The organism is Streptomyces sp. PL-29, from assembly GCF_058344425.1.
In genome coordinates, this window is record NZ_CP136996.1 from 459,781 (window position 1) to 480,712 (window position 20,932).

At 72.6% G+C, this 20,932-nt stretch carries 19 protein-coding genes and 1 pseudogene; 7 read left to right on the plus strand and 13 right to left on the minus strand.

The window, feature by feature from the left end; genetic code table 11:
* Window positions 1-169: 169 nt before the first annotated feature.
* From R4Z63_RS02135 to R4Z63_RS02160, 6 genes and pseudogenes are all read right to left on the minus strand, one after another.
* Entirely contained in the window at window positions 170-610 is a 441-nt protein-coding gene (locus R4Z63_RS02135; protein WP_384444725.1) for an ACT domain-containing protein, read from the minus strand.
* Window positions 611-775: 165 nt separating this feature from the next.
* On the minus strand, window positions 776-1,003 hold the full coding sequence (locus tag R4Z63_RS02140; RefSeq protein ID WP_370466718.1) for a DUF397 domain-containing protein: 228 nt from the start codon (window positions 1,001-1,003) through the stop codon (window positions 776-778).
* 132 nt (window positions 1,004-1,135) lie between these two features.
* Window positions 1,136-2,357 (minus strand): annotated as a pseudogene (locus R4Z63_RS02145) (thiolase family protein).
* The gene (locus tag R4Z63_RS02150) at window positions 2,354-3,427 is read right to left on the minus strand and encodes a thiolase family protein (RefSeq protein WP_037921974.1); all 1,074 of its coding nucleotides are present in this window, start codon (window positions 3,425-3,427) and stop codon (window positions 2,354-2,356) included. The pseudogene R4Z63_RS02145 and the gene R4Z63_RS02150 overlap by 4 nt, the downstream one beginning before the upstream one ends.
* A complete protein-coding gene (locus tag R4Z63_RS02155; RefSeq protein WP_384444729.1) occupies window positions 3,427-4,392 on the minus strand; it encodes a Zn-ribbon domain-containing OB-fold protein in 966 nt (321 codons plus the stop codon). Before R4Z63_RS02155 ends, R4Z63_RS02150 begins: the two co-directional genes overlap by 1 nt.
* A gap of 161 nt (window positions 4,393-4,553) precedes the next feature.
* On the minus strand, window positions 4,554-5,354 hold the full coding sequence (locus R4Z63_RS02160; RefSeq protein WP_384444731.1) for a crotonase/enoyl-CoA hydratase family protein: 801 nt from the start codon (window positions 5,352-5,354) through the stop codon (window positions 4,554-4,556).
* Window positions 5,355-5,541: 187 nt separating this feature from the next.
* Between R4Z63_RS02160 and R4Z63_RS02165 the strand changes: the two genes are divergently transcribed.
* From R4Z63_RS02165 to R4Z63_RS02180, 4 genes are all read left to right on the plus strand, one after another.
* A complete protein-coding gene (locus R4Z63_RS02165) occupies window positions 5,542-7,194 on the plus strand; it encodes an acyl-CoA synthetase (protein ID WP_384444733.1) in 1,653 nt (550 codons plus the stop codon).
* Between the two features lie 166 nt (window positions 7,195-7,360).
* The gene (gene paaK, locus R4Z63_RS02170; protein ID WP_384444735.1) at window positions 7,361-8,677 is read left to right on the plus strand and encodes a phenylacetate--CoA ligase PaaK; all 1,317 of its coding nucleotides are present in this window, start codon (window positions 7,361-7,363) and stop codon (window positions 8,675-8,677) included.
* Between the two features lie 72 nt (window positions 8,678-8,749).
* Window positions 8,750-9,166, plus strand: coding sequence for a hypothetical protein (locus R4Z63_RS02175; RefSeq protein ID WP_384444737.1), 417 nt, complete (start codon window positions 8,750-8,752; stop codon window positions 9,164-9,166).
* 13 nt (window positions 9,167-9,179) lie between these two features.
* Window positions 9,180-9,593, plus strand: a complete 414-nt coding sequence (locus tag R4Z63_RS02180) for a cytidine deaminase family protein (protein WP_384444739.1) — start codon at window positions 9,180-9,182, stop codon at window positions 9,591-9,593.
* A gap of 99 nt (window positions 9,594-9,692) precedes the next feature.
* Here the strand turns inward: R4Z63_RS02180 and R4Z63_RS02185 are convergent, their stop codons facing one another.
* Complete coding sequence (locus R4Z63_RS02185; protein ID WP_384444741.1) at window positions 9,693-10,034, minus strand: HopJ type III effector protein; 342 nt, start codon at window positions 10,032-10,034, stop codon at window positions 9,693-9,695.
* Between the two features lie 196 nt (window positions 10,035-10,230).
* Window positions 10,231-10,791, minus strand: coding sequence for a flavoprotein (locus tag R4Z63_RS02190; protein ID WP_384444743.1), 561 nt, complete (start codon window positions 10,789-10,791; stop codon window positions 10,231-10,233).
* 191 nt (window positions 10,792-10,982) lie between these two features.
* Here R4Z63_RS02190 and R4Z63_RS02195 point away from each other — a divergent pair, with 191 nt between their 5' ends.
* Complete coding sequence (locus tag R4Z63_RS02195) at window positions 10,983-11,834, plus strand: YhjD/YihY/BrkB family envelope integrity protein (RefSeq protein WP_384444745.1); 852 nt, start codon at window positions 10,983-10,985, stop codon at window positions 11,832-11,834.
* Between the two features lie 27 nt (window positions 11,835-11,861).
* Here the strand turns inward: R4Z63_RS02195 and R4Z63_RS02200 are convergent, their stop codons facing one another.
* From R4Z63_RS02200 to R4Z63_RS02215, 4 genes are all read right to left on the minus strand, one after another.
* The gene (locus R4Z63_RS02200) at window positions 11,862-13,412 is read right to left on the minus strand and encodes a fatty acyl-CoA synthetase (protein ID WP_384444747.1); all 1,551 of its coding nucleotides are present in this window, start codon (window positions 13,410-13,412) and stop codon (window positions 11,862-11,864) included.
* Window positions 13,413-13,596: 184 nt separating this feature from the next.
* A complete protein-coding gene (locus tag R4Z63_RS02205; RefSeq protein WP_384444749.1) occupies window positions 13,597-14,712 on the minus strand; it encodes a calcium:cation antiporter in 1,116 nt (371 codons plus the stop codon).
* 118 nt (window positions 14,713-14,830) lie between these two features.
* Window positions 14,831-16,414, minus strand: a complete 1,584-nt coding sequence (locus R4Z63_RS02210; protein ID WP_384444751.1) for an acyl-CoA synthetase — start codon at window positions 16,412-16,414, stop codon at window positions 14,831-14,833.
* 5 nt (window positions 16,415-16,419) lie between these two features.
* A complete protein-coding gene (locus R4Z63_RS02215; protein WP_037921948.1) occupies window positions 16,420-17,535 on the minus strand; it encodes a nitronate monooxygenase in 1,116 nt (371 codons plus the stop codon).
* Between the two features lie 313 nt (window positions 17,536-17,848).
* On the opposite strand from R4Z63_RS02215, the gene R4Z63_RS02220 reads away from it, so the two are divergent.
* A complete protein-coding gene (locus R4Z63_RS02220; RefSeq protein WP_384444754.1) occupies window positions 17,849-19,792 on the plus strand; it encodes a serine hydrolase domain-containing protein in 1,944 nt (647 codons plus the stop codon).
* A gap of 22 nt (window positions 19,793-19,814) precedes the next feature.
* Here R4Z63_RS02220 and R4Z63_RS02225 read toward each other — a convergent pair whose 3' ends face one another.
* On the minus strand, window positions 19,815-20,189 hold the full coding sequence (locus R4Z63_RS02225; protein ID WP_037921946.1) for a VOC family protein: 375 nt from the start codon (window positions 20,187-20,189) through the stop codon (window positions 19,815-19,817).
* Between the two features lie 491 nt (window positions 20,190-20,680).
* Here R4Z63_RS02225 and R4Z63_RS02230 point away from each other — a divergent pair, with 491 nt between their 5' ends.
* The gene (locus tag R4Z63_RS02230; RefSeq protein ID WP_384444756.1) at window positions 20,681-20,815 is read left to right on the plus strand and encodes a hypothetical protein; all 135 of its coding nucleotides are present in this window, start codon (window positions 20,681-20,683) and stop codon (window positions 20,813-20,815) included.
* Window positions 20,816-20,932 lie beyond the last annotated feature (117 nt).

Here is a 20,932-nt window from a genome sequence, read left to right on the forward strand (position 1 = left end):
GGCTGGTACCCCCCAGGCCTGTTCCGGGAGATCAGCGTACGCCCGCGCACATCTCGGGGTGCCCCACTGCCGGAAAGAATCCGATCTTCTTTACCGACGGGCCCCGGTCGGGCTCCCGGCGGACGCGCGGCGGGCTCGTGGGCGGATTTCGAAGGGGTTCCGGCCGGGTTCAGGAAAGGTCCGGGTGCGGACCCCGGGCCGACCGGTCCGGTCCGGAACGTGCCGCCAGGTCTTCCAGGACGGCCACGGCCTCGGCGGCCCGGTCCGCGGCCACGAAGAGGTGGTCGTGGTGATGGCCGGCGATGACGTTGCAGCTCAGGCCGTGGGCGCCGAGTTCGGTGGCGAAGGCTGCGGTGAGACCGACGGCGTCGAGCGCGGAGTGGATCCTCAGGGTGATCCAGCCGGCGGTGTAGTCGTAGGCCAGTCCGGCCGCGTCGGCGTCCTCCTGGCGCAGCACGAGCGTGAGGCCCTCGGGTTCCAGGATGGTGGCGACGGGCGCCGTTCCGGCGGGGACCGTACCGCCCGGAACGGTGCAGAACACGTACACGCCCTCGTTCAGCTCGGGCCGCATCCCGCTCAGCAGGGTCCGCAGGTCTCTCTCTGCGTTCATGCCGCCAGCCTACCGACCGGGCGGGGTCGGTCGGGGGGTGCGGGCCCGCGGTGCGCCGCCTCGCGGCAGTCGGCACCTCCTGCGACAGCCGGCAGTGCCCCGTCCGCGGCGACCGCCGCTCGCCGGCCCCGGCGGGGCGGGGCCGGAGCGGGCGGTGGCGGGCGGTCAGGTGAGGTCGAACTCCCCTCCCCGGGCGTTCAGCACGAACTTGTGCCACTCGTCCGGCGAGAAGATCAGGGAGGGGCTTTCGGGGCGCTCGCTGTTGCGCATCGCGATGAAGCCCTCGACGAAGGCGATCTGGACGTCGCCCGCTCCCCGGCTGCTCGACTGCCAGTCCGCCTCGGTGAGATCGAGGTCCGGCTTCCCCCAGCCAGCGAGGGGCTGCGAAGTCATGCTCTCGGCCACGTGCGTGCTCCTCCCGGTACGTCGTCCGGGGGCCAGGTTAACCATCGCAGCCGGTGCCGCACAGGCCACGGTGAGTCACTCGTGACCGGTCCGGGCCCCGGGCCGGACGGCCGTTTCCGTTCACGTGGTGGGTTCCTGCGCCCCCACCAGCCACATCGCGAAGAACTGTGCGCCGCCGCCGTATGCGTGCCCCAGCGCCCGGCGTGCTCCGGGGACCTGGTGTTCCCCGGCCCCGCCGCGCACCTGGAGGGCGGCCTCGGCGAAACGGATCATGCCGGACGCGCCGATCGGGTTGGTGGACAACACGCCGCCGGACGGGTTGACCGGAAGGTCTCCGTCGATCTCGGTGACGCCCGCCTCGGTCAGCTTCCAGCCCCCGCCCTCCTCTGCGAAGCCCAGGTTCTCCAGCCACATCGGCTCGTACCAGGAGAACGGCACGTACATCTCCACCACGTCGATCTCCCGGCGCGGGTCGGTGATCCCGGCCTGCCGGTAGACGTCGGCCGCGCAGTCCTTGCCGGCCTGCGGAGAGACAAAGTCCTTGCCGGCGAAGAGGGTGGGCTCGCTGCGCATCGCCCCGCCGTGCACCCACGCGGGCGGCAGCGGCGAGCGGGCCGCGCCCGCCCGGTCGGTGAGGACCATCGCGCACGCGCCGTCGGAGGACGGGCAGGTCTCGGAGTACCGGATCGGGTCCCACAGCATGGGTGAGGCCTGGACCTTCTCCAGCGTGATGTCGTGCTCGTGCAGGTGCGCGTACGGGTTCTTCAGGGCGTTGCGCCGGTCCTTGTACGCCACGAGCGAGCCGACCCCGTCGGGCGCGCCGGTGCGCCGCATGTACGCGCGCACGTGCGGGGCGAAGAATCCGCCGGCGCCGGCGAGCAGGGGCTGCTGGAACGGAACGGGGAGGGAGAGGCCCCACATGGCGTTCGACTCGGACTGCTTCTCGAAGGCGAGGGTGAGGACGGTGCGGTGGACGCGGGCGGCCACCAGGCCGGCGGCGACCAGCGCGGTGGACCCGCCGACCGATCCGGCCGTGTGCACGCGCAGCATCGGCTTGCCGACGGCTCCGAGCGCATCCGCCAGGTACAGCTCCGGCATCATCACGCCCCTCGAAGAAGTCGGGGGCCTTGCCGATGACGACCGCGTCGATGTCCGCCCAGGTCAGTTCGGCGTCGGCGAGGGCGCGGGTGGCGGCCTCGCGGACCAACCCGGCGATGGAGACGTCATGGCGGGCGGCGACGTGTTTGGTCTGGCCGATGCCGACGACCGCGACCGGCTCCTTGCCGGTGGCGCCCCGTGAACCGGAGGTGGCGGAGGTGGCGGAGGTGGCGGAGGTGCTCATGCGCGGTCCCCTTCCAGGACGGCGACCAGGTTCTGCTGAAGGCAGGGGCCGGAGGTGGCGTGCGCGACGGCCCGGTCGGATGCGCCGCGGTGGATGCGGGCGGCGGCCTCGCCGATGCGGATCAGTCCGGCGGCCATCATCGGGTTGGCGGCGAGTGCCCCGCCGGACGGGTTGATCGTGACGCCGTCGCCGAGCCGGAGTGCCGTGCGGAGCACCACCTCCTGGGAGGAGAACGGCGCATGCAGTTCCGCCGTGTCCACGGGGGCGTCGAAGAGGCCCGCGTGTTCGGCGGCGGTTCGGGTGGACGGGGAGTCGGTGAGGTCGCGCAGACCCAGGCCGTGCGCCTCGATCCGGTGGTCGATGCCGGTGATCCAGGCGGGGCGTCGGCACAGCTGCCGCGCGAGGTCGCCGGCGGCCAGGACGACGGCTGCCACGCCGTCGCCGACGGGCGGGCAGTCGCCGGTGCGCAGGGGCCGGACCTGGTAGTCGCCGTGCGGGACCGCACCGCGCAGCTGGGCGTGCGGGTTGGCCCCGGCGTCGGCCCGGCTGCGCGCCGCGATGGCGGCCAGGCCGGGCTCGTCGGTCTCGCCCGCGTCGATGAGGGCCTGGGCCTGGAGGGCGGCCAGGGCCACCGAGTCGGGCCAGAGGGGGGCGAGGTAGTACGGGTCCAGCTGGCGGGTGAGCACGTCGCGCACGGATCCGGGTGAGGACTTCCCGTACGCGTAGACGAGCGCGGTGTCCGCATCGCCGGTCTGGATCTTGACCCAGGCCTCGTACAGGGCCCAGGCGCCGTCCATCTCGACGTGGGACTCGGAGATCGGTGGCCAGGCGCCGACCCCGTCGAGGGTCATGGTGAAGGAGAAGGCGCGGCCGGCCAGGTAGTCGCTGGAGCCGGAGCAGGTGAAGCCGATCTCGCCGGCCTTCAGCCCGGTGGCGGCCAGCACCTCGTGGAGGACGGGCATGACCATCTCGACTTCGCTGAGCTCGTCGGTGCGGCGCAGGTGGTCGCTCTGCGCGAAGGCGACGACGGCCACGTCCCTCGCGTACCCGGTCGTCCTGGGCCCGGTCATCAGATGAGCTCCTTGTACGCGTCATACTCCGCGTCCGGTTCTCCGGTGGGGCGGTAGTGGTCGGGGTAGCGGCCGCCTTCGGTCCAGACGGGCTCGACGCGCAGGCCCATGCGGACCTGGTCGTAGGGGATGCCGCCGATCCGGCCGTGGAGGGCGAGGCCGGCGCCGTCGAGGGCGATGTGGGCGTAGACGTAGGGAACCTCGATGTCGAGGTTCGCCGCCTTGATGTTGACGATGCAGAAGGTGGTGACCGTCCCGGCCGGGCCGACCTCAACCCGGTCGGTGGTGGCCACCCCGCAGGTGGGGCACGCTCCGCGCGGGGGGACGTACACCTTGTGGCAGGAGGGGCAGCGCTCTCCGACGGTCCGCCGCTCGGACAGGGCGTTGATGTAGCCGGTCTGGGCGCGGCCGGGGCTGTAGACGTAGTCCAGGCGGGCCTCGGCGACGATGCCGGTGACGGCTTCGCGGAAGGTGCCGTCGTGCGGGGCGGGGAGGCTCTGGGGGGCGGTGGTGGCGTCGCACGGTTCGAAGCAGGCGATGTCGGTGATGGCCCCGGTGCGTTCGGGGGCCCAGCGGATGCGTACCCGCATGCCGGTGCGCACGGCGTCGGGGCCGGGGGCGTCGAGGGCGTGCAGCAGGGCGGTGTCGGCCCCGTCCAGCCTGACCAGTGCCCAGGCGAAGGGGGTGTCGAGGGGCTGGTTCGGGCGGGGTCGGTCGTTCCAGGCCCAGGTGGTGACGGTGCCGGTGGTGGCGACCTCGACGAGGTCGCGGATCTCCTCCGAGGTGACGGGGTCGTACTCGACGGGCGGGACCACCACCCTGCCGTCCGAGGCCTGCACGCCGAGGACGACACCCTCGCGCAGCCCGGTGAGGAAGGCGCTCTGGACGGGCCCGAGGGAGCGGGTGAACGGGAACTCGACGACGAGGGGCGCGCGGAGCACCTCCGGCGGGGAGGCAGCTGTCATGGGGCTCTCCGATGCGGTTGGTTCCGGTGTGTTCGGCCCCGCCGGCGGTCGGGGGCAGGGGCAGGGGGCAGGGGGTGGGGGCAGGGGGCGGGCGCCTCCCGGCGACGGTCACGGCGCCGGACCCGGCGCACGATCGGGGCCGCGGCCGGGCCCCGACCGGACTACTCGCGCCGGTACACCGCGGGCCGCTTCTCCGTGAAGGCCCGCGCCCCCTCCTTCGCGTCGGCCGTGTCGAAGATCGGCCACCCCCGCAGGAGTTCCGACGCCAGGCCCTCCCGCTCCGTCAGCTCAGCGGTCTCGTAGACCGACGCCTTGACCGCCTCGACCGCCAGCGGCCCACATGCGTTGATCTGCTCGGCGATCTCCAGGGCCGTCGCGAGCGCCGCGCCGTCGGGAACGACCCGCCCCACGAGCCCGATCCGTGCCGCCTCCTGCGCCGCGTACGAACGTCCGGTCAGCAGCATCTCCAGCGCGTGCGTGCGCGGGATCTGCCGGGGCAGGCGCACCGTGGAGCCGCCGATCGGGAAGAGCCCCCGCCTGACCTCGAACAGCCCGAAGGTGGCACCCTCGGCGGCCACCCGGATGTCGGTGCCCTGGAGGATCTCGGTGCCGCCGGCCACGCAGTGGCCCTCCACCGCCGCGATCACCGGCTTGCGCGGCCGGTGGTGGCGGAGCATCGCCTTCCAGTGCAGGTCGGGGTCGGCCTTGAGGCGGTCCCGGTACTGGTCTCCCGCCATGCCCCGGCCGGCCAGCGCTTTGAGGTCCATGCCTGCGCAGAAGTCGCCGCCGGCACCGGTCAGGACCACGGAGCGGATCTCGTCGTCGGCGTCCGCCTCCAGCCAGCCGTCGTACAGCCCCACCAGCAGCGGCAGCGAGAGCGCGTTCTTCGCCTCGGGCCTGTTCATGGTGAGCACCAGCGTGGCGCCGCGGCGTTCCACGGTCAGGTGTTCCGTCCCACCCATTGCCGTCCTCCCGTCTCAAGACCTAGAACAGGTTGCAGTAGGGGAGGGTGCACTTCAAGAGTTTTCTGACACTCAGTCAGTTTTCTTGGGCGGTGCCCTTCCCAGTTGCCGGCCACGGCGCTCTAATGACCGCCGGAGCCGCCGGCCGCGGGGCCAGCCATCGGGAACAACGGGGTCAGGAGGAACGGTGGAGTACAACCTTGCCGACCTGTTCGAGTCGGTCGTGGACGTGGTCCCGGACCGCGAGGCCCTGGTGTACGTGGACCACCCCGGGACGGGCGCGGAGCGCCGCCTGACGTACGCGGAGCTGGACACGGCGGCGAACCGGATCGCCCACCACCTGCTGGACAGCGGCCTGACCGCCGGCGAGCACCTGGGGCTGCACCTCTACAACGGGATCGAGTACCTCCAGACCGTGCTCGCCTGCCTCAAGGCCCGGCTCGTCCCGGTGAACGTCAACTACCGTTATGTCGAAGAGGAACTGGTCTACCTCTACAACGACGCCGATCTCGCCGCGCTCGTCTTCGAGGGCGAGTTCACCGGGCGGGTGGCGGCCGCGCTGCCGAAGACGCCGAGACTGCGGCACCTGATCCGGGTCGGCGAGGCGCCCGAGGGGGCCGCGGAGCCGTCGATCGCCCCGCTCGCGTACGCGGACGCTGAGGCGGCCGGGGCACCCGGGCGCGGGTTCCCGCCGCGCAGCGCGGACGACCTGTTCATCATCTACACCGGCGGGACCACGGGCATGCCCAAGGGCGTGATGTGGCGGGCGGAGGACCTCTTCTTCGCGGGACTCTTCGGCGGCGAGCCCTCGGGCGAGCCGGTGAAACGGCCGGAGGAGTTGGCGGAGCGGGTGGCGGCGCGCGGCGCCGGGCTGACCTTCTTCCCGGCTCCCCCGCTGATGCACGGGACGTCGACGCTAACGTCGTTCATCGCCTTCAACTACGGCCAGCGAGTGGTCATCCACCGCAAGTACGCCCCCGAGGAGGTGCTGCGGACGATCGAGAAGGAGAAGGTGTCGAGCGTGTCGCTGGTCGGCGACGCAATGCTCAGGCCGCTCATCGACGCCCTCAGGGGACCGCTCCGGGGCACCGACCTGTCATCCCTGTTCAGCGTCTCCTCGTCCGGGGCGATCATGTCCGAGACGGTGCGCGCCGAATTCCGGAGCCTGGTGCCCGGCGTCCTGCTCCTGAACAACTTCGGGTCCTCCGAGTCCGGCTCCAACGGCCGCGCCACGGACGACTCCGGCCCGGAGAAGGGGTTCCGCCTGGAGGTCAACGACCGCACCCGGGTGGTGGACCCGGTGACGCACGAACCGGTGGCGGTCGGCGAGCCGGGGCGCCTCGCCCAGCGCGGCCACGTGCCGCTCGGCTACTACAACGACCCGGAGAAGACCGCCGACACCTTCTTCCAGAAGGACGGTGAGCGCTGGGTACTGCTGGGAGACATGGCGACCGTCGACGAACAGGGCATCGTCACGGTGCTCGGCCGAGGCTCGCAGTGCATCAACACGGGCGGCGAGAAGGTCTATCCGGAGGAGGTCGAGCAGGCACTGAAGTCGCACCCCGACGTGTACGACGCGCTGGTGGCCGGGGTCCCGGACCCGACCTGGGGCAGCCATGTCGCCGCGGTGGTCCAGGTGCGGCCGGGAGCGGAGGCCCCGACGCTGGACGAAATCCAGAGCCACTGCCGCACCAGGCTCGCCGGCTACAAGATCCCGCGGCAGCTTGTCATCACGCCGGCCGTGCAGCGTTCACCGAGCGGCAAGGCGGACTACCGCTGGGCGAAGGCGGTCGCGACGGAGGCGGACACCGGCGGCACGACCACCCGTCCCGCGCACTGAGGGGACCGGCGGGTCCGGGGCGAGGCCGCCGTGCGTGGTGAAGCGCGGCATGGAGGCCGCCAGATCAGGCGATCACCCGTTCGAGTCATTGCTTTAGCCTGCACACCCCTGGCAATCTACCGAATGATCGGTTGGTTCTTGGGCGCGCTCACGATGGGGTGACGACATGGCGGTGCAGGCGGGGTTCCACGACGAGGGCGAGCGGCTGGGCCGCGACGAACTGGCGGCACTCCAGCTCACGCGGCTGCGAGCGACCCTGCACCGCGCGTACGAGCGGGTGCCCTTCTATCGGCAGGCGTTCGACAAGGCCGGTGCGCATCCCGACGACTGCCGCTCCCTGTCCGATCTCGCCCTGTTCCCCCTCACCACCAAGGCCGACCTGCGCGACCACTACCCCTTCGGCATGTTCGCGGTGCCGCGTTCCGAGGTGCGCCGCATCCACGCCTCCAGCGGCACCACCGGGCGCCCGACCGTCGTCGGATACACCGACGGGGATCTGTCCACCTGGTCCGACGTCGTCGCCCGGTCGATACGCGCCGCGGGTGGCAGGCCCGGCCAGATCGTCCACATCGCCTACGGCTACGGCCTGTTCACAGGCGGCCTGGGCGCGCACTACGGCGCCGAGCGCCTCGGCTGCACCGTCGTACCCGCCTCGGGCGGCATGACGGACCGCCAGGTCCGGCTGATCCAGGACTTCCGGCCGGAGGTCATCATGGTGACCCCCTCCTACATGCTGACCCTGCTGGACGAGATGGAGCGCCAGGGCGTCGACCCGCGCACGACCTCGCTGCGGACGGGGATCTTCGGCGCGGAGCCGTGGACCGAGGAGATGCGGCGGGAGATCGAGGAGCGCCTCGGCATGGACGCGGTGGACATCTACGGCCTGTCGGAGGTCATCGGGCCCGGTGTGGCGCAGGAATGCGTCGAGACCAAGGACGGCCTGCACATCTGGGAGGACCACTTCTATCCCGAGGTGGTGGACCCCCTGACGGGTGCGGTGATGCCGGAGGGCGAGCTCGGGGAGCTGGTGTTCACCTCCCTCACCAAGGAGGCCATGCCGGTGATCCGCTACCGCACGCGGGACCTGACACGGCTGCTCCCCGGCACGGCCCGACCGGCCTTCCGCCGGATGGAGAAGGTCACGGGCCGAAGCGACGAAGTGATCATCCTGCGCGGGGTGAACCTGTACCCGACCCAGATCGAGGAAATCCTGCTGCGGACGCCGGGGCTGGCGCCCCACTTCCAGCTGAGGCTGGCCCGGGAGGGCCGGATGGACACCCTGACAGTCCGGGTGGAGGCCCGTCGGGAGTCGGACGCCTCCCTGCGGGAGGCCGCGGCCGCCGCCGTGGTCCAGGCGGTCAAGGCGGGGATCGGCGTCTCCGTCCGGGTCGAGGTGCTCGCCCCGGAGACCCTGGAACGCTCGGTGGGCAAGATCAAAAGGCTTGTTGACCTCCGCGCCCCGGGCCGGCCCCCGGCTCCCTGACAGGACACTTCGGCGCGTAACAGGGCTGTCACAGCAGCCCTACGGTCGTCCGGACCGGGCCAGCCTGGTGTGATGCGTACACACCACACGGCCGCAGCGGTCGGGGCGGCCGTCCTGCTCGCACTGACCGGCTGCGCCGACCCCGACGCCGACCACGCGGGCATGAGCGACGAGGGCAAGCCCACCCCCGCCCACCGGGTCCTCAAGGACACTGGCGACGCGGCCGAGTTGCTGGCGCCCGATGTGAGCGAGGAGACCGCGGCCCTGCTGCTGAACCGCTGGGTCGGCGCCAACCTCCGCGGGCGCCGGACGTTCACCGTCCGCGTCGTCCGGTCCGAGGGCTCCGGCAGCGCCGTCTGTCGCGCCACGTACTATGCCGACCAGAACGTGGCCGACACCGTCACCAACGGCGACGTCCAGTCAGGATCATGGCCCTACACCCACATCCAGTGTCCCGACCCGGCCTCGCCCCGGCCACGGACCACCTGAGAAGGCGGAGAGGATGACCATCAGGACCCGCCCCGTCGACCACGCGCTCGTCGAGGCCGCGGCCGACGTGGCCCGCAACCGCTGCCGGGGCGACCACCACACCATGGCGGCGGCGGCCCGGGCGCGGGACGGCCGCATCGTCACCGCGGTGAACGCCTACCACTTCACCGGCGGACCGTGCGCCGAGCTGGTCCTCATCGGCACGGCGGCCGCCCAGGGCGTCTACGCGCTCGACCGGATCGTCGCCGTGGGCGACCGCGACCGGGGGGTCGTTCCCCCGTGCGGCCGGTGCCGCCAGGTCCTCCTCGACTACTTCCCCGCCATCGAGGTCATCGTCGGATCGGGCGAGACGATCCGCGCGGTCCCCATCACCGAACTGCTCCCCGAGAGCTACGTCTGGGACGACCACCAACTCGACTCCGAGTAGCGCCTGTCCGAGGGAGCAGGGCAGGGGGCACGCGGGTGCCGGTCGCCGGGTGGCACCTGCCCGGCCGGAGCGGGGGTGGGGCGGCACGAGGCGCGGCCTTCAGCTCCTGCGGGCCAGCGGCTGCCCCGCGAAGCTCACCCCCGCCAGGCCATGGGCCATGAGGTTGCGGATGTTGCCGTGATCAGTACCGTCGGGCGTCGCCAGCACACTGCGATAGTGCTCACCGAACGCCAGCAGCGCCTCCTGATCGCTCAGACCCTCCAACACGGCCAGTCCCAGCGTCTTGCAGGAGCCCTCGTTCTCGCCCGCGGCGTTTCCCAGTTCCCCGTTGCGGAAGGCCTGCGGCCGGTACTCGTAGCACGCGGCGACGAAGGCCAGGGTGTCGGCGAACTCGTGCTCGCCCGACGCCAGACTCGCCCGCAGCGCAGTCAGATCAGTCATATCGGCTCCCTCGGTCTGGCCGGGCGGCGGTCCGATCGCCGTCCGTGACCGGGGGACGATACCCCCTTCGGGCCGACCGGCATGGATCGGGCCACATGTCGGGACGAGTGACGTCTGCGCAGGTCACGGCGCTCGCGCCGACCAGGCGCGGCGGGCCCGGACCCGTCGGGCCCGTCTCCCCCGCCCGGCTCCGGGGCTACCTCCCCCGCTCCTGGAAGTCCCCGCGGACGAGGTCGTCCACGGCATCCAGCGCGAGGGTCCACGGGTACGGCCGCGCAGCGCCCTGTCCCGGCGGGTGGGGGGTGAAGCCGTCATCGCCGTACAGCACCCGGACCCCCGCACCGCGGAGCACGGCCAAGCTCTGCTCGAACTGCGGGTGCCGGACGAACGCCGTGTTCACGCACGGCATGACGGCCAATGGCGTGCCCTTGCCCAGGGCCTCGGCCGCCACGCCCACCACGAACCGGTCGGTGAGTCCGAGCGCCCACCCGTTGACCGTGTTGAACGTGGCGGGGGCGACGAGGATCGCGTCCGCCGAGGGCCACACGTCGGGATCGGCCGGCCGCTTGTACCGGCTGCGAACCGGGTGCCCGGTGAGCGCGGCCAGGCCGTCGGTGCCTTCCGCGAGCCAGTCCGCCGCCGTCGGGCTCAGTCCGAGACACACGTCCCAACCGCGTACCTGCGCGTCCTCGATCACGCGGGCGACGTCGAACACGGGTGGGGCGGCCGAACACAGGAGGTACAGGGTGCGCGTCATGCGACCAGTTGACCAGACGACTCCGCGACGCATCGGAGCGGGCCCGGCAGGCCTGCCCCGCCTCGCGCGGAGCGTCGACCACGGCCCGCTGACCGGGCTGACGCCGAGTCGGGTCGCCGAAACCACCCCTTCGGGCCCATTTCGGTCCGGGCTCCGGGAGGCGGCGCACCGGTCCGGGTAGTGCATGAGGCGTGACCTCGACCCTTCGGCGGCTCCACGACCGCTTCCAGGGCTCCTATGCCGGGCTGGCCTGGAGCCGTGGCCGGGAGATGGAGCTGATGCACCGGTCGATGGGCTTCGCGGCCCTCGGATTCCTCACCCTGGTGCCGCTCCTGGTGGTCGTGGCCGCCGCGGTGCCCGGGAGCGGCTCGGGGTTCGGGCGCTGGCTCGGGCAGGCCCTCGGCGTGACGGCGTCCTCGCGCATCAGGATCGAGATGGTCTTCGGTGCGGCGGACACCGCACTGGAACGGACCACCGCCTTCGGGCTGGCCGCGCTCGCCGTCTTCGGTCTGACCTTCGGCTCGGCCGTGCAGACCGGCTACGAGAAGGTGTGGGACCTGCCGACGGCCCGCTGGCACACCATGTGGCGGCACGTGGTCTGGCTCGCCATGCTCGTCTGCTACCTCGCGCTGCTCGTGGTGATCCCCGCACCGTCGGACGACGTCTTCGGCACGGTCCTGGGCACGCTCGGCGACCTCTTCGGCACCTGCCTCTTCTTCATCGCCTCCCAGCGCCTGCTGCTCGGCGGCCGGGTGCGCTGGCGGGCTCTGGTGCCGGGAGCGGTGGCCACCAGCCTCGGGCTGCTGGGGCTGCGGATCTTCTCTCAGCTGGTGTTCTCGCCCCTGATCGCGTCCAACGCCGTGACCTACGGCCCCTTCGGCACGCTGCTGGTCGTCCAGTCCTGGCTCGTCGGGGTCGGCTTCGTGGTCTACGGCGGCGCGCTCGTCGGACGCCTGGCGCACGAGCACCTCACCCTGCGGCGCCTGCGCCGCAGCGGGTTCCTCCCCCGGGACGGAGCCCAGCACCACGCAGCACCGGACTGACACCGGCCGCGCCTTCCCGTACGGGTGTCAGCGGGCCCGCCCTCCGAAACGGTCCCGCAGCTCCCGCTTGAGGATCTTGCCGCTCGCGTTGCGCGGAAGAGCGGTCACGAACAGCACCCGCTTCGGGGCCTTGAAGTGGGCGAGTCTCTCCCGGGCGTAGGCCACCAGCTCCGCCTCGGTCACCGCACCGCGCGGCACCACCACCGCTGTGACAGCCTCGATCCACCGGTCGTCGGGGAGCCCGATCACCGCCGCCTCGGCCACCCCCGGATGGGTGTAGAGCACGTCCTCCACCTGCCTCGACGCGACCAGCACCCCGCCCGAGTTGATGACGTCCTTCACCCGGTCCACGACCGTGAAGTAGCCCTCCGCGTCCCGCACCACGAGGTCGCCCGAGCGGAACCAGCCGTCCCGGAAGGCCTGGCCGGTCGCCGCCGAGTCGTTCCAGTAGCCCAGGCAGAGCTGAGGTGAGCGGTACACCATCTCGCCCGGGGTGCCGTCCGGTACGTCCGCGCCGTCCTCGTCGACGACCTTCGCCTCCACATGGCGCACCGGACGCCCACAGGAGTCGCTCCGCCCCTCGTGTTCGCGGGGGCCGAGCACCGTGGCCAACGGCCCGATCTCGCTCTGGCCGAAGCAATTGTAGAAGGCGAGCCCCGGCAGCCGTTCGCGCAGCCGCTCCAGAACCGGGACGGGCATGACCGAGGCTCCGTAGTACGCCTTCCGCAGTCCGGCGAGCCCGCCCGCGGCGAACCGCGGATGGCCGGCCAGGCCGATCCACACCGTCGGCGGGGCGAAGAGGCTGTCCGCCTCACCCGCCTCCACGAGGTCGAAGAGCTCTTCGGCGACCGGCGCCTCGACGATCGTGTTGCGGGCCCCCACCGCCAGGTAGGGCAGCAGGAAGACGTGCATCTGCGCCGAATGATAGAGCGGCAGAGCGTGGAGCGGCCGGTCCCCCTCGGCCAGGTCCAGCGCCCCGATCGCACTCTCATACTCGTGGGCGAGGGCCCGGTGGGTCATCATCGCGCCCTTGGGCAGGGCGGTGGTTCCCGAGGTGTAGAGCAGCTGCGCCATGCGGTCGGGATCGGGGTCGGGCGCGAAGGGGAGCGGCTCGGCCAGAGCGGTCAAGAAGGAGTCGGGGGCGTCGCGCAGGGCCCGTACGGGAAAGCCGTCGGGGACCCGCCCGGCCAGGTCGGGATCGGCGAGGACGAGGGTGCTCCCGGAGTCGTCCAGGATGTGCGCGAGGTCCTCTCCGGTGAGGTTCTGGTTGACCGGGACGTGGATGAGCCCGGCCCGGGCGCAGGCGAGGAAGGCCAGCAAGTAGGCGTCGGAGTTGTGGGCGTAGGTGGCGACCCGGTCGCCTGCGGCCAGCGCGTGGTGCTCCCGCAGCAGGGCGGCCCCCGTGGTCACCGCCGCGTCGAGTTCCGCGTAGGTCCAGGTCCGCTCGCCGTGGCGGACGGCGAGGCGGTCGGGAACCCGCCGCGCGCTGTCGCGCACCAGCCCGTCGATCGTGTTGCCCCGTACGGCGCCGGCCGCCGGCCCCGCCTGTCCCGGCTGCCCCGTGCGTGCTGACGTCATGGGCGTGATCCTCGCCGTCGGGCGGGCCGGGGTCAATGACGCGCTCCCCGGCGGGATGCTGACAGGTTGTCGGTCCGTCCGGAGGGGCGGGACGCGGTGCCGTCTCCGGCAGGACGGTGGCCTGCCGGAGACGGGAGGGCGGTGGCCGGGGGCGCACGCCTCGCCCCTGCCCCGGCCCTGTGCCTCACGGGCTGACGGCCAGGAAGAGGTACGCGGCCAGCAGCACGATGTGCACTCCGCCCTGGAGCAGCGTGGCGCGGCCGGGGGCGAGGGTGAGCGTGCTGACCACCACGGTCAGGGCGAGCAGCACCATGTGGACCGGTCCGAGGCCGAGCGTGAGCGGGCCGGCGAGCCAGATGGAGGCCAGTGCGATGGCCGGGATGGTCAGGCCGATGCTGGCGATGGCGGACCCGTAGGCGAGGTTGAGGCTGGTCTGCACGCGGTCGCGTCGGGCGGCGCGGACGGCGGCGAGGGTCTCCGGCAGCAGCACGAGCAGGGCGATGATCACACCGACGACCGCCTGGGGCAGGCCGGCCTTGGCCACCGCCGACTCGATGGTCGGCGAGACGGCCTTGGCGTCGCCGACGACCGCGACGAGCGCGACCAGCAGCAGGCCAAGGCTGAGCAGGGCGGCTCGGGAGGTGGGCGGCGCCGCGTGGTCGTCCTGCGGGTCCGCGGCGCGGCCGGTGGCCCGGCCGGTGTTCACGGGCAGGAAGTAGTCCCGGTGGCGGACCGTCTGCACGGCGATGAACAGCCCGTACAGGGCGAGTGAGGCGACGGCGGCGAAGGTCAGCTGCCCGGTGGAGAACTCCGGGCCGGGCTTGCTCGTGGTGAAGGTGGGCAGGACGAGGCTGAGGGTGGCGAGCGTCGCGACGGTGGCGAGGGCGGCGCCGGAACCCTCGGGGTTGAAGACGGCGATCCGGTTGCGCAGGGCGCCGACGAGCAGGGACACGCCGACGACGCCGTTGCAGGTGATCATGACGGCGGCGAAGACGGTGTCCCGGGCCAGGGTCGCGCTCTTGTCCCCGCCGTCGGCCATCAGGGTGACGATGAGGGCCACTTCGATGACGGTGACCGCCACGGCGAGGATGAGGGAGCCGAAGGGTTCGCCCACCCGGTGGGCGACGACCTCGGCGTGGTGCACGGCCGCCAACACGGCACCGGCCAAGCACAGGGCGACGACCAGCACGGCGAAGCCGGGTAGCTCCCGCCCCCAGCTGAGGACCAGCGCGATCAGCGCCACCACGGGGACCAGGACGGTCCAGTCGGCCAGGGGGGATCTGCGCTTCGTCGTACCCATATCGTCCAACTTGCCAGAAGTGTTCCCCTGGTGCGTCGCACGGCGCGCTCCTGGCGCCTTGACGTGGTGTTTCTCACGGATCCTCTCGGCACGACGGGCTCGCGGGCTCCCTGGTGGATCACATCGCGCGCTCGCGGCCCTCCCAGTACGGGTCCCGCAGCCGGCGCTTGTAGAGCTTGCCGTTCGGGTCGCGGGGCATGTGCTCGACGAAGTCGACGGTCCGGGGTCGCTTGTACCCGGCGAGCCGCTGCTCGCAGTGGTGCAGGATCTCGGCCGCCAGGGCGCCGCCGGCCGCGACGCCCTCCGCCGGTTCGACGACCGCCTTGACCTCCTCGCCCCAGTCGGCGTGCGGGATGCCGAAGACGGCGGCGTCCGCGACGGCCGGGTGGGCGAGCAGCGCAGACTCGATCTCGGCCGGGTAGATGTTGACCCCGCCGGAGATGATCATGTCGATCTTGCGGTCGCGGAGGAAGAGGTAGCCCTCCTCGTCCATCAGGCCGAGGTCCCCGACGGTGAAGAAGTCTCCGATGCGGTTCTTCCTCGTCTTGTCCTCGTCCTTGTGGTAACTGAAGCCGCCGGTGTTCATCCTCATGTAGACGGTGCCCAGTTCGCCCGGGGGCAGCCGGTTGCCGTCGTCGTCGAAGACGGCCAGTTCGCTGATCGGCCAGGCCCTGCCCACCGTGCCCGGCTTCTTCAGCCAGTCCTCGGCCGTCGCGAAGGCGCCGCCGCCCTCGCTGGCCGCGTAGTACTCCTCCACGCAGCCGCCCCACCAGTCGATCATCGCCCGCTTGACGTGGTCGGGGCAGGGGGCGGCGCCGTGGATGGCGTGCCTCATCGAGGACACGTCGTAGGCGTCCTTCGTCTCCTGCGGGAGGGCGAGCAGCCGGTGGAACTGCGTCGGCACCATGTGGGTGTGCGTGCAGGCGTGTGCGTCGATCAGGCGCAGCATCTCCTGCGGGGCCCACTTGTCCATGAGGACCAGGGGGTGCCCGATGTGCAGGGCGGCGCCCGCGAACTGGAGGACGGCCGTGTGGTAGAGCGGCGAGCAGACCAGGTGGACGTTGCCGTCGAAGGGGCGGATGCCGAAGATGCCGAGGAATCCGCCGAGGTAGGTCTCCTCCGGAAGCCTGCCGGGCAGGGGGCGGCGGATGCCGCGGGGGCGACCGGTGGTGCCGGAGGTGTAGTTCATGACCCAGCCGAGGGTGCGGTCCGCGGGGGCCGTGGCGGGCTGCCCGTGGAGGAGGTCCCCGTACGGGCGGAAGCCCGGGACCGCTCCGACGGCGTAGCGGTGGCTCGCGGGCAGGGCTGACTCGTCGGCCGCCGCGGTGGCGGCCGCGGCGAAGCGCTCGTTGGCGACGAGGACCTTGGCGCCGGAGTCGGAGACGATCCAGGCGATCTCGGGGCCCACGAGGTGGTGGTTGACGGGGACGAGGTAGAAGCCGGCCTGGGAGGCGGCGAGGTAGGCGGTCAGGAACTCGACGCCGTTGGGGAGGACGACGGCGAAGGAGTCGCCCCTTTCCAGCCCGGCGGCGCGCAGCCCGTGGACGAGCCGGTTGACGTCGGCGTGCAGTCGGCCGGCGCTCCACTCCTCGCCGCCGGGGGCGGTCAGGACGATGCGTCCCGGGTCGGCTGCCGCCTGGGCCCAGAAGCCGTTGGGCGGCTGCCGATCGACGGAGGGGGTCGTGGACGTCGCGGTGGTCATGGCGGTCACGCCTCTCGGACTCGGCCGGCGATGCGGTTGATGCGGTCGATGGCCTTCTCGAAGTCTCCGGTGAGCTCGTCGAAGACGGCCTGGACGCTGCGTTCACTGTTCATCCGGCCGACGATCTGGCCGACGGGCGTGCCCAGCAGCGGCCGGACCTCGTACTTCTGGATGCGGGAGACGGCCTCGGCGACGAGGAGGCCCTGGAGCGGCATGGGGAGCGTGCCGGGGCCCTCCGGGTCGTCCCAGGCGTCCGTCCACGCGGTGCGCAGCTGGCGTGCGGGTTTGCCGGTGAGGGCGCGGGAGCGGACGGTGTCGCCGGAGCCGGCGGCGAGGAGCTTCTCGGTGAGGGCGCGCGAGTGGAGGTCGGCCTCGGTGGTGGTGAGCCAGAGGGAGCCGAGCCACACGCCCTGGGCGCCGAGGGCGAGGCCGGCGGCGATCTGCCCGCCGCTGCCGATGCCGCCGGCGGCGAGGACCGGGAGCGGTGCGACGGCCTCGACGATCTCGGGGACGAGGACCATGGTGGCGATGTCGCCGGTGTGGCCGCCGGCCTCGTAGCCCTGTGCGACGACGACGTCGATGCCGGCTTCGGCGTGGCGGCGGGCGTGCTTGGCGCTGCCGGCGAGGGCGGCGACGAGGATCCCGCGCTCGTGGGCGCGGGCGATGACGTCGGCGGGCGGGGAACCGAGGGCGTTCGCCAGGAGTTTGACGGGGTAGTCGAAGGCGACGTCGAGCTGGCTGCGGGCGACCTGCTCCATCCAGCCGGTGATGCGCCAGCCGGAGGCCTCGCCCTCGGCGAGCTCGGGTACCCGGTGTTCGGCGAGGGTGTCGCGGACGAAGGCGCGGTGCCCGGCCGGGATCATCGCCTCGATGTCGGCTTCACTGATGCCGTCGACGGCCTTCTTCGCGGGCATGACCACGTCGAGGCCGTAGGGCTTGCCGTCGGCGTGCGCCTCCATCCAGTCGAGGTCGCGTTTGAGGTCGTCCGGTGCCGTGTAGCGGACCGCCCCGAGGACGCCGAACCCGCCCGCCCGGGTGATCGCGGCGGCGACCGCGGGGAAGGGTGTGAAGCCGAAGATGGCGTGCTCGACTCCCAGTTTCCTGCTCAGCTCCGTCTCCATGGGCGGCAGGATGCCGCAGCCCGGCGGCCGAGGGAAGACATTTTCTGATGCTGTGTCAGATTCTTTGCGGCCCGGTCGGCGGGAAGGGTGGCCGAGCTGCGGGCAGATACCCGTTAGCCTGCGGCACGCTCGGCCGATTCAGCAGACCCGGGGCCGCTCACCTGCGGCGCACCGGGCGGGTGCGGGGTTTCGGGCACGTCCGCGGGGGACTGCGGGCGCGGATCGCGCGGTGCGGAACGCGGATCGCGTATTTCGGTTGCGGGTTGCGGGTTGCGGGTTGCGGGTTGCGGGTTGCGGACGAGGAGGGCCGGACATGGCAGTGCACACGGAGGCCGAGGCGGTGGCGGAAGTCCCCACGAAACGCGCGGTACGCGCGGGCGGAACCGGCCCTGGACGGCGCGAATCGCGGCCGGAGCCGGCTCAGGAGCCGGAGCCGGAGCCGGAGGAGCAGCACGACGGAGTGCGCGTGACCCGGCCGGGAGTCGGCCGGCGGCGGCTCGCGGCGCGGCTGCTCGCGCTCGGCGGAGTGCTGGCCCTGCACGCCGCGCTCCCCGCCGCGCCGGGCGCGGCCGGCGGCCCCGTGGGACGGCGCGCTCTGCAGGGGCTGCGGCTGCGGTACGGATCCGCGCGCCAGGCCGGGCTGCTGGAGCGGCACTTGGAGGCGGTCGCGGACGAGGCGCGACGGTTCCTGGGCCCCTCACCCGAACACCCCTACTACGCGGGGGCGGTGGTCCTCGCCGGGCGCGGCCGCACCGTCGCCCTGCACCGGGCCATGGGCCATGCCGTCCGGTACGCGGAGTACGACGGGCGGACCGACCGGGTCCGCGAGCTCCCCGCAGCCGAGCGGATCGACATGGCCGAGGACACCGTCTTCGACCTGGCCTCCCTGACCAAACTGTTCACCTCGATCCTGGCGGTCCAACAGATGGAGCGGGGGCGCCTGGAGCTGGAGGCCCGGGTGCACCGCTACCTGCCGGAGTTCACCGGTGGAGGCAAAGAGGCCATCACCGTTCGTCAGCTGCTCACCCACACCTCGGGACTGCGCTCGTGGGCGCCCTTCTACCAGGAGTCCACGCACGAGGGCCGGATGAGGCTGTTGTGGTCGGTGCGGCCGCAGGAGCCCCCGGGGACCGTCTACCGCTACTCCGACCTCAATCTGATCGCGCTGCAACTGCTCCTGGAACGGATCACCGGCCGCACTCTGGACGTCCTGCTCCACGACGAGATCACCGCTCCGCTCGGCATGCACCGCACTCGCTACAACCCGCCGCTCTCCTGGCGTCGGGTCACCGCGGCCACCGAGGTGCAACGCCCGCCCTGGTCCGGCCTGGACCGCGGTCTGGTGTGGGGCGAGGTCCACGACGAGAACGCCTACGCCCTCGGCGGGGTGGCGGGCCACGCGGGTGTCTTCGGCACCGCCTGGGACCTGGCCGTCCTGGCCCGCGCCCTCCTCGACGGCGGGGCCTACGCGGGCCGGCGCATCCTGCGCCCCGCCTCGGTCGAGCTGCTCTTCACCGACTACAACACGGCCTTCCCCGGCGACGACCACGGCCTCGGCTTCGAGCTCTACCAGCACTGGTACATGGGAGCCATGGCCACCCCGCATTCGGCCGGCCACACCGGGTTCACCGGCACCTCCCTCGTGCTGGACCCCTCCACCGACTCCTTCCTGATCCTGCTCGGCAACTCCGTCCACCCCGTGCGCACCTGGCGGGCCGGCAGCGCCCCGCGGGTCGCCGTCGGCAACCGCTTCGCCCGGGCCGTCCCCGTCCGCACCCCGCACGGCGGCGCCGCCTGGTTCTCCGGGACCGTGCCCGGTGTCTCCGGCACCCTGACCCTGCCGCCGCTCACCCCCGCCACGGCCGCCGCCCGGCTGCGCTGCGCCGTGTGGTGGGACACCGTGCCCGGCGCGGGCGCCCTGCACCTGGAGGCCTCGGCCGACGGAGTGGACTGGGCGCCGCTGCCGTTCACCACCCTGCGGTCCACCGGCGGTGTCGCCGAGGAGTGGCCGGAGGGGTCGGTCGGCGGCTGGTCCGGACGCATCTGGCACCGCCTGGAGGCCCCCCTCACCGCCGACTGGGCCGGCCGCGAGGTGCGGCTGCGGTTCCGCCACACCGCCACCGGCCGCTACGTCGGCCGCGGGGTGTACGTGGACGTCGTCCGTGTGGCGGAACCGGCCCGACTGCTGTTCGCGGAGGACCGGCCCGACGATGCGGCCCGCCTGGAGGCCTTCGGCTGGACCCGGTCGGCGGACTGAGCGGACCCGGCGGCCCGACGGGTCAGTCGCGCACCAGGCAGAAGGGGTGCCCCGCCGGGTCGGCGTAGACCCGCCAGCCGCGCCCGTCCGATCCGTCGAGCAGGGTCCCGCCGGCCGCAAGCACTTCCTCCTGCGCCCGGTCCAGGTCCGGGACGCCGAAGTCCAGGTGGAACTGCTGCGGCCGGCTGGGGTCGGGCCAGCTCGGGGGCACGTGGTCCGGAGCGCGCTGGAAGGCGAGCACCAGGCCGGACGGCGCGTGCAGCGTCGCCCAGTCCTCGTCGAGCGACCAACGCCGGTCCGGCTGGTTGACGTTGCCGCCCAGCAGCGACTGGTAGAAATCGGCGAGCACCCGCGGCTCGGGACAGTCCAGCACGACACACTGCAGTTGAGCGATCATGTCCGGATCCTAGAACGCGCCGTGCGCGCGAAGGCGGCACGCCCACCCGGCCGCTCTGCCGGTGGCGCGTGCGACGATCCGGAACATGATCGCCTCGCTCTGCTGACGGCCGCCTCCCCGGTACTGGCGGCCCATCCGCCGGCGGACACCGTGGCCGCGGGCCTGGTGGAGGTCCTCCCGGACGGGGCCACCGACGGCGGGGCGTGGCTGCGGATGCTGGTCGCCTGCGGTGCGACGGACGCGACGGAGGCCGGGCGGGGGGTACCGGAGGGCGGCCTGCACCAGTGGGTCGGCCACTTCGTCCGCATGTACCGGTACGCGGCGCAGTCGGGCGGCGGTGTCGCCCGGCAGCCGCTCCCGGGCGCGGGCGGAACTCCTTGGCACGCGCGGTGGTGGAGGCGAGGCGGGCGCGGGCCGGCCGGACGGTGTTCCTGCCCGGGGCGTGGACCGAGCTGAAGGCCCCGCACCTGCCGCTGGAGCGGGCGTAGCCCGTGAAGCCGGCGAGCCACCTGGCGGCACCGCTGCGGCACGGCGAGGTCCTGGCACCGTTCGTCCGCCTCCTGCCGACGGCGCCGCTGCACGCACTGTTCACGCAGGCGCGGGAGCGCACCCCGGACGTTGCCTGAACAGAAAATCCTGACGCCCCCAAGCGCATGATTCAAGCCGTACGAAGGGGTGTTCTTTCAGCCACTCCGGGCGTAGCGTGTGCACACTCCACCAGGAGGAACGCACCGGCCCTCCCG

What these genes read in the sequence shown, in the direction of transcription:
- R4Z63_RS02155 (WP_384444729.1), bottom strand. Translation starts at nt 4,392, where the DNA reads ATGACAGCTGCCTCCCCGCCGGAGGTGCTCCGCGCGCCCCTCGTCGTC.
- R4Z63_RS02215 (WP_037921948.1), bottom strand. Translation starts at nt 17,535, where the DNA reads ATGGAGACGGAGCTGAGCAGGAAACTGGGAGTCGAGCACGCCATCTTC.
- R4Z63_RS02140 (WP_370466718.1), bottom strand. Translation starts at nt 1,003, where the DNA reads ATGACTTCGCAGCCCCTCGCTGGCTGGGGGAAGCCGGACCTCGATCTC.
- R4Z63_RS02190 (WP_384444743.1), bottom strand. Translation starts at nt 10,791, where the DNA reads ATGACGCGCACCCTGTACCTCCTGTGTTCGGCCGCCCCACCCGTGTTC.
- R4Z63_RS02175 (WP_384444737.1), top strand. Translation starts at nt 8,750, where the DNA reads ATGCGTACACACCACACGGCCGCAGCGGTCGGGGCGGCCGTCCTGCTC.
- R4Z63_RS02205 (WP_384444749.1), bottom strand. Translation starts at nt 14,712, where the DNA reads ATGGGTACGACGAAGCGCAGATCCCCCCTGGCCGACTGGACCGTCCTG.
- R4Z63_RS02150 (WP_037921974.1), bottom strand. Translation starts at nt 3,427, where the DNA reads ATGACCGGGCCCAGGACGACCGGGTACGCGAGGGACGTGGCCGTCGTC.
- R4Z63_RS02180 (WP_384444739.1), top strand. Translation starts at nt 9,180, where the DNA reads ATGACCATCAGGACCCGCCCCGTCGACCACGCGCTCGTCGAGGCCGCG.
- R4Z63_RS02160 (WP_384444731.1), bottom strand. Translation starts at nt 5,354, where the DNA reads ATGGGTGGGACGGAACACCTGACCGTGGAACGCCGCGGCGCCACGCTG.
- R4Z63_RS02210 (WP_384444751.1), bottom strand. Translation starts at nt 16,414, where the DNA reads ATGACCACCGCGACGTCCACGACCCCCTCCGTCGATCGGCAGCCGCCC.
- R4Z63_RS02135 (WP_384444725.1), bottom strand. Translation starts at nt 610, where the DNA reads ATGAACGCAGAGAGAGACCTGCGGACCCTGCTGAGCGGGATGCGGCCC.
- R4Z63_RS02220 (WP_384444754.1), top strand. Translation starts at nt 17,849, where the DNA reads ATGGCAGTGCACACGGAGGCCGAGGCGGTGGCGGAAGTCCCCACGAAA.
- R4Z63_RS02185 (WP_384444741.1), bottom strand. Translation starts at nt 10,034, where the DNA reads ATGACTGATCTGACTGCGCTGCGGGCGAGTCTGGCGTCGGGCGAGCAC.
- paaK (WP_384444735.1), top strand. Translation starts at nt 7,361, where the DNA reads ATGGCGGTGCAGGCGGGGTTCCACGACGAGGGCGAGCGGCTGGGCCGC.
- R4Z63_RS02200 (WP_384444747.1), bottom strand. Translation starts at nt 13,412, where the DNA reads ATGACGTCAGCACGCACGGGGCAGCCGGGACAGGCGGGGCCGGCGGCC.
- R4Z63_RS02225 (WP_037921946.1), bottom strand. Translation starts at nt 20,189, where the DNA reads ATGATCGCTCAACTGCAGTGTGTCGTGCTGGACTGTCCCGAGCCGCGG.